Raw genomic sequence first — 12,050 nt, forward strand, 5'->3', positions numbered from 1 at the left:
AACAAACCGTAGCCGCTCGTCCATGATCCCAGTTTCTCGCCAAACCATCGCCGGTCCTCCCGGCGGACAAGAAAACTGTCACCCATGCTATCGGTCCATTCTGTTACCTATCTATCCGGTTCGGACACCGGACATTTCTCCCCGTATAGAGACGGGGAGAAAGTAAGCTGTTGCGGATGGTTTCGCCAAATATCAACGGTTAAGAACGCCGGCGTGCCGGTGAGGGCGGCCTGGATCCGGAAAGGCAGGCGCTCCTAATACCCCAGCAGTTCCTTCAGCGGGATGACGCGCCAGACCTGCTTGATGGCGTAGCGGTTGAAGGTCAGCGTCTTGGGCGGATTGTACTGCTCGACCACCAGCTCGCCCGCCGTGCGCCGGACCAGTTTCTTGATGAAGGCCTTGCCGTTCTTCTCGTTCTCTTCCGGGAAGGTCTCGATCACGACATGGTCGCCCGGCACCGCGTCGCGGCCGCCGCAATAGATCATGTCGCCGGGTTCATAACGCGGCACCATGGAATCCGAGAGCACGTGCAGCGCGAACACTTTCGGCAGGTTGCGGACTCCCGGCGGACGCTGGACGTATCCTGCCGGTTCGCCGTTGAAGGTGAAGTCGCCGTCATCACCGCCGACGGCGGCGCCCAGCACCGGAATATCCATCGCTCCGGCCGGCAGGGGGCCGGCATCGGTGACGATCTCGGCGTCCGCCACCGGGCCGGCATCGTCGAGGAAGACGACCTGCCCTTGGCCCAGCGCCACGGGGTCGACACGCAGGAAGGCGGCGGTCTTCAACAGGTTCTCGGTCTTGGGCAGGTTGCGCCCGGTTTCCCAGTTGCCGACGGCGGCGACATCGGTGTCGTTGTGCTCGGCGATGTGGCGCATGACCAGGCCGCGCTGCTTGCGTGCCTGGCGGATCGCGGCTCCGACCCTGATCGACAGTTGCGTTTTCACCATGGCCTCATGTGACCGACAAGTCCTGCTTTCGTCCATGAAAGATTGGCTTGCATCAATTTTTGAGTTATGCTTATATCACCTCATGCAAAAGCTCAACCCTCTCAGAGTCGACAACGCCTCCGGCCCGGCCTTGCCGGGCGCCGCCCTTTCCCTTCCGTCCCGGCTGTCCTTCTCCCCGGCCGGGGCGAAGCGCGAAGCCGATTGCCTTGACGCATCGGCCTCGCGTCCGGTCCGCCCTTCAGCGGCGGCCGGAACGGCCGGAGCCGCCGCTCCCCGCGGCTCCGGCCCCCCCATTCGACCCGCCCGCGGCTTGTTCCCTGATTCGCACGCAGGACCGCACCGTCATCCCTGACGAGCCGACAACGGGCAGGGCGGTTTCCGCACCCGACAGGGACACTGCGCGGGCGCGCCTTGCGCGCCTTGCCGCGCCCGTCGGCCGGCCGGGCTGAAAGCAGCCCTTCCACAGCAATCCCAACGGCCGACAGGCCGGACCACGGCCGGCACCGCCCATGGCGGCTGTGGGCAACCCCCGACGCTTGCCTGACGGCGCCGTGCGCGGCGGCCGCTGGCCGCGCAATGGAGACGGACATGGCAAGCTATAGCGACAGCGAATTGCAGGCGATTGCCGGCTGGCTGAGGGACGGGCTTTCGGCCTCGAGGATTGCGGCGGCGTTCAGCGTACAGCGCGGCGCGCGCGTATCGCGCAACGCCATTATCGGCATCGTCCACCGCAACGCCATGCTTGGCGCGATCGGCTTTGCTAATGGCAAGGGCCTGGCGGCGCGCACGGCGATGGCCAAGGCGGCGAGCCGCGCCGCCAAGGCGGAAACCAGCCGTGCCGGTGCCACCCCGCAGCCGGCCAAACCCGCCATGCGGCCGAAGCGGGCTCCTTCGCCCGTCCGGCCGAGGCTTTTCCAGCGCGAGGCGGGCGTGCTGATCGCCGATGGGCAAACCTACCGTTTCAAGGTACCCGCGCCGCCACGCGGTGCCATCGGCCGGCAGCCGCATGGCGTGGCCATGCGCTTCATCGACTGCCTGTTCAACCGCTGCCGCGCGCCGCTCGACCTGACGCTGGAGGACGATCCTCGAAATGATGCGCCCGGCGGGCGGCCTGGCCAGGAGATGCTGTGCTGCGGCATGCGCACCAGGGCGATGAAAAGCTACTGCACCTACCATCAGGCACGCTTCCAGCGTCGTGTTTGCGAGGCCGGCTGAAGGGTTGATCCCTTCTCCCGGTCACGGGGAGGAGGTGCCGGCAGGCGGATGAGGGCGGCGCCGACATAATGTAATTGGAGCTTCAGCGGGCGCCAAAAGGACGCTCCGCGAAATATTGGGAGAATTGCCTTGAACAACTATCGCGCGGCACCGCTATTTCGGCACCTGGCGGCCCTGTTTGGGCTGGCGGCTCTGTACGGTGCGCGGCTCCAGCACCATCCCTGGGCCGCCTCCGGCAACCAGTATGCCGGTAACGCGGGCAAAGCCGGTGAACACTTTGATCGCGTCGGATTGCGAGATCTGCGCCGCGATGGCCGCGCTGCAGGCGTTGAGCGCGCTGCGGTAGACATGGCCCCGCCGCTCGATCGGCCAGCGCTGCAGGAAATCGGCGGCGTCGCTGACGGTCTCGATCTCCTCGACATGTCCGTCCAGGGACACTTTGAGCGGCACTCCGGTTTTCATCGTACCCACGGCGTTCACCTTCGGTCCAGGCGCGGCTTTCAAGCCGACGCTCATAAACGCACAAGGCTGGCAGGCGGTTGCATCGCCGTCTCAGGGGCTCGCAGCGGCGTCGAGCCATTCATGCGCGCGGCTTCTTGGCTTGGCCACCAATATGCCCTGTTGCCTGGCCGCCTCGCGGAAGGCTTCGAAGGCGGGGCGCGGACAGCAAGTGCCCTCGACAGCGAGCCTGACAAGCCGTGCCGCCTCGAGATAGGCCGGCGCGGTCTTGTCGGGCCATTGGTGACGAAGCGCGGTCGCCGCGTCGGCCACCGAGCCGACCAGCATGGTCTTGTTGTCGCAGAAACGCAGGGTCACCGGCATGAAGGCCGTCATCGGCAGTCCTCTCCTTGGTTTGGACGCGTCACAACGTCCGGACCGGGGGCTGGTTCCATTGGCGCGGCTGGAAGCACGGCATGGAGCGCGGCATGAGCGAACGGCCTTTCATGCAGCTCTACGTCTCCGATTTCGTCGGCGACACGTTGCAGCTCTCGACCGAGCAGATCGGCGCCTACATGCTGCTTCTCATGGCAATGTGGAATGCCGGCGGGAGCTTGCCCGACGATGACGCCAGGCTGGCGCGCGTGGCGCGCCTGCCTTTGAAACGATGGCGGGCGATCAGCGCCGAGCTGCTGGCCTTCTTCGAGCGCGAGGGTGGGGAGATCGGCCACGGGAGGCTGACGAAGGAGCTGCGCAAGGCGCGGCTGAAGAGCGAGGCGAGGGCGGCCGCCGGCGCGCGCGGCGGAGCCGCCACCGCCTTGAAAGCAAAGGCGCATGCCAGGGCAAATGCCGATGTTTTGGCGCGGCATTCTCCAGAGTCCAGAAACCAGATGGAAAAAGCTTCCGCTTTTTCAGCGCGCGGGGCGCGCGAAGGACCGGGGATTTCGATCGGGGGCCGTGAGGCGGCTTCGGGATCGCGCGGCCCGGGCCAGCGCAAAAAACCGCGGGGCTGGATCAGGCCGAAAACCCACAGCGACGCCGCCAACGCCATCATCGAGGAGATCCGCGGATATGACCACGGCCGAACTGCAGCAGGCGACGAAGGCGCTGGCGGCACTGTTCTCCTGCTTCCCGCAATCCGCCCTGACTGATGTCGAGATGCAGCTGCGCGGCTATCTCGGCGCCGTCAGGGATGCCGAGCTGGCCGATCTGCAGGCCGCCATCCAGCGCTTCGTGCGCGGCGAGGTGAGGAGCGGAAACGCGCAGTTCTGTCCTTCGAGCGCGCAGCTCTGCATCGAAGTGCGCGAGCGCAAGGTGATGCGGGAGCTGCTGGCGCGGCGGGGTGGGCAAGCGCCGGCAAAACAGTTGACGGGATGATCATATCCGACAGGTCCGAGGGACAGCGCCCCCCTCTGGCCTGCCGGCCATCTCCCCCTCTTGGGGGGAGATCGGATGTCGCTACTGCTTTCGCCGATCTCCGGCGTAGCAGGAAAAGCGGTACCGACGACGCAGCCAATCTCCCCCCAAGAGGGAGATGCCCGGCAGGGCAGAGGGGGGCGCGAAGGATCGCGACCTCTCTTGGAAAACACACCCCGACCCCCAAAAAGGAGCCACCGCATGCCCAAGAAAACCAAAGCCGCCAAACCGCAGGCGCCGAAGCTGCCGAAGGGCGAGGCCGAGCAGGTGCGCATCCGCCGCGAGGTCGGTCATGATTTCGCGCTGAGGGACGATGCCTTCGGTCGCAAGCGGCTGACGTCAGGCACGGCGGAGGCGCGTCGCGTCTACGAGGTGTCGAATGACGGCCACACGTCCACCGGCGGCATCGTGCGGGTGCGCAATGTCGATCCGCTTCTCGGCATCACCTCGCTGTCGCGCCAGCAGCGCGAGGCCGGCCTGCGCTACCGCGAGCATTTCCGGTGCAGCCAGCAGGCCGATATCAAGCCGATGCGCTGGACGGAGCGGGTTGACGGCGGCCGCGCTGGCGGCGGCATCGCCGACAGCGTGCTCAACGCCGGCCGTGCGCACGCCGCCGCGACACGGGCGCTCGGGCATTGGGACGTCGCGGCAATCGTGCAAAAGGTCGTGTGCCTGGAGCAGCCAGTGAAGACCGTGGCCGAGCAGGATGGCGACGGACGCGATGTGGTGACGAAGCTCTTGAAGGTGGGGCTGGATCTGCTGGCCGTGCACTATGGAATGATGATGGGGCGCTAGCACCGCCCGGCCAGCGATGCGTACCGGCAAATTCGCAATGTTTATCCGGCCGGTCAGATGCCGGCCGGATCAGTTTGAACGGTCAATAGCGGCAGACGCGCACTCGCTCAATCAGGCGGTGGTGATGCCGCCAATGCTTCACCAACTCGGTTTGGCAACGATGATGGTACATGCCGTAGTAACGCGGCCGATAGCCGTCGTTATACATGCTGTAACGGTAGTGGTTGCGGCCGTAATACGGGCCATAGTCGGAGTAGTCGCGATAGTAGCGATGTCTGGGAACGTAGTAATCGTCATCATAGCCGTTCCCGATGCCGAGCGTGATGCTGGAGGCATTGGCGGGAGCGATTACCGCCACCGCCGAAGCGACTGCTATCACCGATGCAAGCAAGAGTTTTTTCATGACAACCTCCTCTGTAAGGTGTGTCTAATAAACGCCGGGGACGCGACCCTGTTCCCATAAATCGGTGGATCGATGGGTTCGCACCCTATGTCGTGGCGGCGGAAGCACCTCTCGCGGAGCTTGGCCGCACCTGTCAGCATGGTGAGGCACATTTTGAACCTCGGCCGCCACTATCCATTTCCCCTATATGCAACCAGGAAGGGAGATTGGACCATGAATATCATTCTTGGCGGTACCGGGCGTGTCGGCTCGGCGACGGCAGCGACGCTCCTGCGGCTGGGCGAACCGGTCACGGTGGTGACGCGCGACGAGGCCAAGGCGGCGGCTTTGGCCGCGCACGGCGCCGAGGTGGCAGTGGCCGACGTGCTTGATGTCGAGGCGCTGCGTGGCGTGTTCAGGCGCGGCACAAGGGCATTCCTGCTCAATCCGCCTGCCGATCCTTCGACCGACACGGATGCCCAGGAGCGCAGGACGGTGGCTGCGATCGCCGCGGCGCTGGACGGTTCGGGGCTGGAGAAGGTCGTGGCGGAATCGACCTATGGCGCACGGGCCGGCGAACGCACCGGCGACCTGACCATCCTGCATGGGCTGGAAGAAAAGCTGCATCGTCAGCCCATCGCGGCCAGCATTATCCGCGCCGCCTATTACATGAGCAACTGGGATGCCTCGCTGGAGACCGCCAGGCGTGACGGCGTGGTCAACACGCTTCTCCCGGCGGATTTCGAACTGCCGATGGTGGCGCCACGCGACCTCGGCGAAGCGGCGGCGCGCTTGTTGATGGAGCCGCCGGATAAGAACGGCCTGCATCATGTCGAAGGACCGTCGCGTTACACGGCCAGGGATGTCGCCGCGGCCTTTGGCGAGGCGCTCGGCAGGCAGGTCAGCGTGGTCTCGGCGCCACGCGAGCGTTGGGTGGACGCGTTCGAGGACATGGGGTTTTCGCCTGAAGCCGCGCAATCCTATGCGCGCATGACGGAGGTAACGGTCGACGACACCTATGATCCGCCGACCAGGCCGGAGCGCGGGAAGGTGACGCTGGAGCGATATGTGGCTGATTTGGTGGGGGCTGGCTGATTTGGCACGGGCCGGTTGAATGAGCAAAGGACAAACGCCGCGCCTGCCGGCACCTCCTCCCCGTGAACGGGGAGAAGGGAGCCAAGTCCATCAAAACAGGGCCTTTTCCAGCGGTCCTTCCAGCGTCTCGGCAAACGCCGTCGCCAGATGATGGCGGTCGCGGAAGGCGAGCTTGCCGCCGATGAACACGTGGCATTCGGTCGGGCCGCAGAAGCGGTCGGTCAGGTCGACATAGAGCGTGTCTGGCACGCTTTTCACCACGGCCCGCTCGGCGGCCGCGACGTCGTCATTGGCGGCCTGCGCCCTCGGCGTGTCGCACAGCGACGGCGCCTCGCGCCACCACAGCGCGCGGGCAACGCAGGCGTCCGCGAAGCTGCCGCCGATCGGCGTGTCGCGGATGACGGCGGTTTCGACACCGGCCTTGCTGAAGGCCTGCAGCGTGGAGCGCAGGCCGGCCTGCCAGCGCGCGGTCTCGGCCTTGCGGCTGGCGGCGGACATGTCGCGCGTCAGATTGCCGATCGAGAATTCCGAGATCACCACCAGCCGCGGCTTGCGGCGGATGATGTCTGAGATCGCCTGTTCGCGCCATGCGTCGCATTCGGTGTAGTCGCGCTTGAGCACGGCGTTGAAGGTCGGCAGCCGCGAAGCGCGGCACGAGGATTTGAGGTAGGTGACCACTTTGGTGTCGTTGCGTTTTGCCGCCGCGACCAGCGGCGTCGACCAGTGGTCGGCATGCGAATCGCCGAACAGCACGATGGTGTGGGCGGCGTCGGCCGAGCCGAAGGTGCAAGGTTTCGGTTTCACCGTGTGGAAGTCGAGCAGGCAGTTCTTGTCGACGGCGCGCGCGATGGAAGGCTGTTCGGCCGCCTCCTCGATGCCGCGCTGGGTGGGGTCGATGTTGCGCGTCGCCAGATGCGCGTTGGCGTAGGCCGCCGCCACGCCGGCGGCGGTCAGCACAAGGGCCGGGGCGAGGGCAAGCCCTGGAAAAAGCCGAAGCGGTTTTGCACCCGCGCCGGCGTTGAACCGAAAGGCGCGTGCGGCGGCCGCCAGCCAGTCGCCGCGCCGCGCCGGGTTCTCGATCAGCCGGTAGGTAGCCGCCGACAGCGCCAGCGCCAGCACGGCGCAGCCGAGGCGCTGCGCCACGCCGAGGTCCGGCTCCAGCATGCCGGCATAGACGATGATGGGCCAGTGCCAGAGATAGAGCGAATAGGAGAGTGTGCCGACCCACTGCAGGGGTGCCAGCGAGAGCATGGCGGCGGGCGCCAGGGCCTGCCAACGGGTGCCGCCTGGAGCGTCGCCCTGCTCGCCGGCACCGCTCAGGAGCACCAGCACGGTGCCGGCCACCGGCAACAGCGCGTACCAGCCGGGGAAGGGCAGGTCTTCGCTCAAGGCGAGATAGGCGACGGCGATCAGCGCCAGGCCGAGCCACCCCTGTGCCGCCCGCAGCCAGGACTGATGCCGCCACAAAGCGGGTGAGGCGAACGTCGCCAGGCCGCCGGCGGCGAATTCCCAGGCGCGCAGCGGCGAGAAGTAGAAGGCCCAGGCCGGCGAGAGGCTGGTGAGCCACTGGCAGGCGGCGAAGGAGGCGACGCCGACGATGCCGATCACGGCCACCACCATGCGCCGGCCCGGATGCAGCCAGGCGGCGAAGACTAGCAGTGCCGGCCAGACGAGGTAGAACTGCTCCTCCACCGACAGCGACCAGAAGTGAATGAAGGGGTTGCTCAAGGCATCGGCGGCGAAATAGTCGAACGACCAGCGCAGCAGCCACAAATTGATGGTGTAGGCCGCCGCATACATCGCGCCGCGCGAATAGAGCGCCTGTTCCTGCGGCGCCAGGATGAAGGCGCCGGCGGCGAGCGTGGCCAGGATGACGAAGATGGCGGCCGGCAGCAGGCGCCGGGCGCGCCTGGCATAAAAGCGCCACAGGTCGAGCCGGCCGGTCTCCGTGATCTCCTGCATCAAATGCGTTGATATCAGCCAGCCGGAAATGACGAAGAAGATATCGACGCCGGCAAAGCCGCCGGGCAGCGCCGTGAGGCCGAAATGATAGGCGACGACGCCGCCGACCGCCAGCGCGCGCAAGCCCTGTATATCAGGCCGAAACGATGCCGCCACGAGGCCTCCTTGGTGCAGCCCAGCCCCCCAAGGTCCAGCTCTTGCCAATCTCGGCCGGACGGGCCGCTATCGCAATGCAACAAATCTTTCGCAGTGCAACATGGCCAGAACAAGGAGAGGCGATTTTGCCGCTTCATGGAAGCAGGGCGACCGTGTCGATCGACGGGAACAAACTCGCGGCGTCAGGCTGAACGCAGGCGGAACCGATCGCAACGGCTCGCCTTCGACGACGTTAGCATCATTCGGTGGGGCGAGCCCGGCGAGGGCGCGCAGGGGCGGCAAGGCAAAGCGGCGGCATTCACAAAAAACAGCCCCGCGAGCGGGGCTGTCTCCAGGGCCGCGGCACGTTGTCAGCTGCCGCCGTTCAATTTCACGCTGCTGCAGAATTCCGGATGCGTGTTGGTCGGGCTGGCGTTCTTGACCTCGTCTGCGCAGGCGGTCTTCATAGCCATCTGGTCTTCGGGCGTCAGCGCCTTCCAGGCTGTGACGAAGGCGTCCTTGCCAACCATCGTCTTCATGCCGGAATCCGTGTAGAACGGCTTCATCTTGGCAGGATCATCAAGAGCGGACGTTCCCTTGTTGGATCCTGCGAGAGCCGAACCGGTGGCCATTGAAAGCGCCATTACGCCAAGACAGATCATCTTGATGTTCATGATTGGGTCCTTCCCTGTTGCTTTGTGATCGTCGAAGCAACGATCAAGCTTTCAACGAAAAACTTTGCCCGGAAGTTCCGGATTTTCAGGCGAAAATTCTCCAAACAGGTCAAAATATATTCCAGAAAAATTTGAACGCTTTGCGAAATTCCAAGGTAATCCAGCGTAACCCCGGAAATTGCTTGAATCAGCCAACTTTCTTCCGCCGCCAATCGCGGCGTGCCACTGGAGTCGGCCAGGCCTGCGGCCGCTTGGACAACTTCGCGATTGGTGGATGGTTCCGGAGGCCCCGGACATGGCCGTTCGGCGGCGGAAAAAAACCCCGCCGGCGAGCCGGCGGGGCATTGAGTGGAGGGTCTTGATCGCCCGCGAGGCGATCGCGCAGCAACGAGGACGGCCGCCGGAAAGTTTCAGCGTTCCATGCCTGTTTTTGCAGCCATGGTTGCATTGGCCTCGGCCGGCTCCGGCCCGGCAGCCCTGGCCCAGCGGGAGGTTGGCCGTCCAATCCTCTACTGCGCGGCGTCGCCTCCGCGCGGCTGCGCCAGTGACCGGGCCGCATCCGCCCCGGCCGCCAGGATGCGATCCGACAACTCCGCGCCCTCCACCGCGCGGGCCAGTTGAAGCGCGCCGATGAGCGTCGCCAAGATGCCGAATGCCACAGCCTCCGGATCGCTTGCATGCGGCGGGAGAGCGGCCGACACCTGCCGCACCAAAGTCATCAGGCGTTCGGTGTAGAGCTGTCGCGTTTCCGGCTGCTCCCGCGCGATTTCCGGCAACAGGGCGGCGGAAGCGCAGCCCATGCCCGGATTGTCGCGGTGCTGCGCCGACAGATAGGCATCTATGGCCGTCTCCAGGCCGCCGGAGGCCAACACCCCGGCGATCTGGCCTGACTGGCCCTCCAGCGCCGCCGCCACGCATTCGCGAACAAGTGCCGCCTTGGAGGGAAAGTGGGGATAGAAGGCGCCGTTGGTCAGTCCGGCGTCGCTCATGATGCTTGCCAGTCCGGAGGCGGCGATGCCGTCGCTCCGGAACCGTTGCGTGGCGACCTCCATGATCCGGCCGCGCGATGCGTCCTTGCGGCCCTTTTCGTAACGCATGTCCTTCCTTTCCATGCTCTATTGCATTATGACCATAATCTGATATTACGAACATAATTCAATCGACGGAAGAAAGCTAGCCCCGACGGGTTCTGGAGCATCAAAATGAAAACGCATAGCGGCAAGACCGCAATCGCGAGAGAGCCAATACGATGAAAGCCTTTGTCGTCGACAAATATCAGAAGAAGGGCGCGCTGCGGCTCGCCGACATGCCGGAACCCGAACTGCGGGACAATGATGTGCTGGTCGAGGTCCACGCCGCCGGCGTGAACCTTCTGGATTCCAAGCTCCGGGACGGGGAGTTCAAACTTATAGTGCCTTATCGGCCGCCCTTCATCCTGGGCCACGACGTGGCCGGCATCGTCGTGCGGGCCGGATCGAAGGTCCGCAAGTTCAAAGCCGGCGACGAAGTCTATGCACGGCCGCGCGACGGCCGGATCGGGGCATTCGCCGAATTCATCGCCATGGATGAGGCCGACGTGGCCCTGAAGCCGAAAAACCTCAGCATGGAGCAGGCGGCCTCCATTCCGCTGGTCGGCCTGACCGCCTGGCAAGTGCTGGTCGAAAGGGCAGGGCTGAGGAAAGACCAGAAGGTCTTCATCCAGGCTGGCTCCGGCGGGGTTGGCACGTTTGCCATCCAACTGGCGAAGCATCTCGGCGCGACGGTTGCGACAACGGCGAGCGCGGCGAGCATGGACCTGGTGAAAAGTCTCGGCGCCGATGTCGTCGTCGACTACCGCAGGGACGATTTCGAGAAGGTCCTGGAGGGCTATGACGTGGTCGTGAACAGCCAGGATGCCAAGACGCTCGAGAAATCGCTGCGCGTGTTGAAGCCGGGCGGGAAGCTGATTTCCATCTCCGGTCCGCCGGATCCCGGGTTCGCCAGCAAGCAAGGCCTGAATATCGCGCTGAAGCTGGTGCTGTGGTTGCTCAGCCTCGGCATACGCCGCGGGGCCAAACGCGCCGGTGTCGACTATTCCTTCCTGTTCATGTGGGCGCAGGGCGACCAGCTGAGCCGGATCACGTCGCTCATCGAAGCCGGCATCATACACCCGGTCATGGACCGGACCTTTGCGTTCGAACAGACCAACGAGGCCTTGGCCTATGTCGAAACGGGACGTGCCAAGGGCAAGGTGGTCGTGAAGGTCCGGTAGGACGGTCGGGAGCCGCACGACCCAATTCGCGGCGATGCCCGGTTGGCTAGAGCGCCGGCCCTGTCTCGATCTCCTGGAGATAGAACGCCTTGCTCGGCTGCAGGTGGTCAACGCAGAGCTGCGCCAAGACCCAATTGTCGCTGCGTTTCAGCGCCTCGATCATCATCAGATGGTGCTGGCGCGAGATGTCGAGCTTGTCCCGGTCGGCCAGGGAATTCGCCCGCACCGGCAGGCTGAGGCGCATATAGTGCTCGATCGACGACACCAGATAGGCATTGCCGCAGGCCGAGAACATGGTGAGATGGAAACGGTCATTGGCCTCGTGGATGCCCCTGAGGTAGCCCGCGTCGACATGGCCGCTGTAGACGTGGTGGATCTCGGTCAATTCCGCGATCAGCGCGTCGCTCGCCGGCAGGCGGATCATCAGCGCGGCCTGGCGCTGCAGCATCTCGCGTACCTCGTAGATCTGGCGGACCTCTTCGGGCGCGAGCCGGCGCACCATGGCGCCCTTGTTGCGCTCGCGCGTGGCGACGCCGAGCCTTTCCAGCTGGTAGAGGGCCTGGCGGATGGTGTGGCGCGAGACCGGGAAACGGGCCAGAAGCACGTCCTCGACCAGGCGCGTGCCGGGCGCCAGCCGGCCGAAGATGATGTCTTCCTCCAGCGCGTGGACGATATCGGCTTCCTTGCCGCCATAGTCGACCGTGTTGAGCATCGCGACTCTTTCGTTGGCCCGGCCA

At 65.2% G+C, this 12,050-nt stretch carries 14 protein-coding genes; 6 read left to right on the forward strand and 8 right to left on the reverse strand.

Annotation, left to right across the window (positions count from 1 at the left end; translation table 11 throughout):
• Positions 1–254 precede the first annotated feature (254 nt).
• Entirely contained in the window at positions 255–950 is a 696-nt protein-coding gene (locus tag EN861_RS23760) for a helix-turn-helix transcriptional regulator (RefSeq protein WP_167531332.1), read from the reverse strand.
• A 588-nt stretch (positions 951–1,538) separates the two neighbouring features.
• On the opposite strand from EN861_RS23760, the gene EN861_RS23770 reads away from it, so the two are divergent.
• On the forward strand, positions 1,539–2,165 hold the full coding sequence (locus EN861_RS23770) for a GcrA family cell cycle regulator (RefSeq protein WP_135865900.1): 627 nt from the start codon (positions 1,539–1,541) through the stop codon (positions 2,163–2,165).
• 153 nt (positions 2,166–2,318) lie between these two features.
• On the opposite strand, the gene EN861_RS23775 is transcribed toward EN861_RS23770, so the two are convergent.
• The gene (locus tag EN861_RS23775; RefSeq protein WP_127280334.1) at positions 2,319–2,681 is read right to left on the reverse strand and encodes a DUF982 domain-containing protein; all 363 of its coding nucleotides are present in this window, start codon (positions 2,679–2,681) and stop codon (positions 2,319–2,321) included.
• A gap of 36 nt (positions 2,682–2,717) precedes the next feature.
• The gene (locus EN861_RS23780) at positions 2,718–2,999 is read right to left on the reverse strand and encodes a DUF982 domain-containing protein (protein WP_135865905.1); all 282 of its coding nucleotides are present in this window, start codon (positions 2,997–2,999) and stop codon (positions 2,718–2,720) included.
• A gap of 92 nt (positions 3,000–3,091) precedes the next feature.
• Here EN861_RS23780 and EN861_RS23785 point away from each other — a divergent pair, with 92 nt between their 5' ends.
• The 3 genes from EN861_RS23785 (at position 3,092) to EN861_RS23795 (ending at position 4,814) form a co-directional block, all read left to right on the forward strand.
• Positions 3,092–3,754 (forward strand): DUF1376 domain-containing protein, encoded by a 663-nt coding sequence (locus EN861_RS23785; protein WP_135865907.1) that lies wholly within the window; start codon positions 3,092–3,094, stop codon positions 3,752–3,754.
• Positions 3,675–3,980 (forward strand): hypothetical protein, encoded by a 306-nt coding sequence (locus tag EN861_RS23790; RefSeq protein ID WP_127280331.1) that lies wholly within the window; start codon positions 3,675–3,677, stop codon positions 3,978–3,980. Before EN861_RS23785 ends, EN861_RS23790 begins: the two co-directional genes overlap by 80 nt.
• 240 nt (positions 3,981–4,220) lie before the next feature.
• Complete coding sequence (locus tag EN861_RS23795) at positions 4,221–4,814, forward strand: DUF6456 domain-containing protein (RefSeq protein ID WP_135865909.1); 594 nt, start codon at positions 4,221–4,223, stop codon at positions 4,812–4,814.
• 82 nt (positions 4,815–4,896) lie between these two features.
• On the opposite strand, the gene EN861_RS23800 is transcribed toward EN861_RS23795, so the two are convergent.
• Complete coding sequence (locus EN861_RS23800; RefSeq protein WP_135865911.1) at positions 4,897–5,217, reverse strand: hypothetical protein; 321 nt, start codon at positions 5,215–5,217, stop codon at positions 4,897–4,899.
• 213 nt (positions 5,218–5,430) lie between these two features.
• Here EN861_RS23800 and EN861_RS23805 point away from each other — a divergent pair, with 213 nt between their 5' ends.
• On the forward strand, positions 5,431–6,291 hold the full coding sequence (locus EN861_RS23805) for an NmrA family NAD(P)-binding protein (protein ID WP_127870220.1): 861 nt from the start codon (positions 5,431–5,433) through the stop codon (positions 6,289–6,291).
• A 90-nt stretch (positions 6,292–6,381) separates the two neighbouring features.
• Here the strand turns inward: EN861_RS23805 and EN861_RS23810 are convergent, their stop codons facing one another.
• From EN861_RS23810 to EN861_RS23820, 3 genes are all read right to left on the reverse strand, one after another.
• Entirely contained in the window at positions 6,382–8,409 is a 2,028-nt protein-coding gene (locus EN861_RS23810; RefSeq protein WP_135865914.1) for an acyltransferase family protein, read from the reverse strand.
• Between the two features lie 350 nt (positions 8,410–8,759).
• Positions 8,760–9,062, reverse strand: a complete 303-nt coding sequence (locus EN861_RS23815) for a hypothetical protein (RefSeq protein ID WP_127281324.1) — start codon at positions 9,060–9,062, stop codon at positions 8,760–8,762.
• Positions 9,063–9,571: 509 nt separating this feature from the next.
• A complete protein-coding gene (locus tag EN861_RS23820; RefSeq protein WP_135865918.1) occupies positions 9,572–10,159 on the reverse strand; it encodes a TetR/AcrR family transcriptional regulator in 588 nt (195 codons plus the stop codon).
• A 152-nt stretch (positions 10,160–10,311) separates the two neighbouring features.
• Between EN861_RS23820 and EN861_RS23825 the strand changes: the two genes are divergently transcribed.
• Complete coding sequence (locus EN861_RS23825; protein WP_135865920.1) at positions 10,312–11,313, forward strand: NADP-dependent oxidoreductase; 1,002 nt, start codon at positions 10,312–10,314, stop codon at positions 11,311–11,313.
• Positions 11,314–11,359: 46 nt separating this feature from the next.
• On the opposite strand, the gene EN861_RS23830 is transcribed toward EN861_RS23825, so the two are convergent.
• Positions 11,360–12,025 carry a GntR family transcriptional regulator gene (locus tag EN861_RS23830; protein WP_135865923.1) on the reverse strand — a complete coding sequence of 222 codons (666 nt, stop codon included), beginning with the start codon at positions 12,023–12,025 and terminating at the stop codon, positions 11,360–11,362.
• Between the last annotated feature and the right edge of the window lie 25 nt (positions 12,026–12,050).

This window comes from Mesorhizobium sp. M8A.F.Ca.ET.218.01.1.1, from assembly GCF_004791165.1.
GTDB lineage: Bacteria > Pseudomonadota > Alphaproteobacteria > Rhizobiales > Rhizobiaceae > Mesorhizobium.

Bases quoted from the DNA above. Each gene is read 5' to 3' on its own strand.
- EN861_RS23820 (WP_135865918.1), bottom strand. From the start codon at position 10,159: ATGCGTTACGAAAAGGGCCGCAAGGACGCATCGCGCGGCCGGATCATG.
- EN861_RS23790 (WP_127280331.1), top strand. From the start codon at position 3,675: ATGACCACGGCCGAACTGCAGCAGGCGACGAAGGCGCTGGCGGCACTG.
- EN861_RS23775 (WP_127280334.1), bottom strand. From the start codon at position 2,681: ATGAGCGTCGGCTTGAAAGCCGCGCCTGGACCGAAGGTGAACGCCGTG.
- EN861_RS23800 (WP_135865911.1), bottom strand. From the start codon at position 5,217: ATGAAAAAACTCTTGCTTGCATCGGTGATAGCAGTCGCTTCGGCGGTG.
- EN861_RS23760 (WP_167531332.1), bottom strand. From the start codon at position 950: ATGGTGAAAACGCAACTGTCGATCAGGGTCGGAGCCGCGATCCGCCAG.
- EN861_RS23780 (WP_135865905.1), bottom strand. From the start codon at position 2,999: ATGACGGCCTTCATGCCGGTGACCCTGCGTTTCTGCGACAACAAGACC.
- EN861_RS23815 (WP_127281324.1), bottom strand. From the start codon at position 9,062: ATGAACATCAAGATGATCTGTCTTGGCGTAATGGCGCTTTCAATGGCC.
- EN861_RS23770 (WP_135865900.1), top strand. From the start codon at position 1,539: ATGGCAAGCTATAGCGACAGCGAATTGCAGGCGATTGCCGGCTGGCTG.
- EN861_RS23825 (WP_135865920.1), top strand. From the start codon at position 10,312: ATGAAAGCCTTTGTCGTCGACAAATATCAGAAGAAGGGCGCGCTGCGG.
- EN861_RS23805 (WP_127870220.1), top strand. From the start codon at position 5,431: ATGAATATCATTCTTGGCGGTACCGGGCGTGTCGGCTCGGCGACGGCA.
- EN861_RS23795 (WP_135865909.1), top strand. From the start codon at position 4,221: ATGCCCAAGAAAACCAAAGCCGCCAAACCGCAGGCGCCGAAGCTGCCG.
- EN861_RS23830 (WP_135865923.1), bottom strand. From the start codon at position 12,025: ATGCTCAACACGGTCGACTATGGCGGCAAGGAAGCCGATATCGTCCAC.
- EN861_RS23785 (WP_135865907.1), top strand. From the start codon at position 3,092: ATGAGCGAACGGCCTTTCATGCAGCTCTACGTCTCCGATTTCGTCGGC.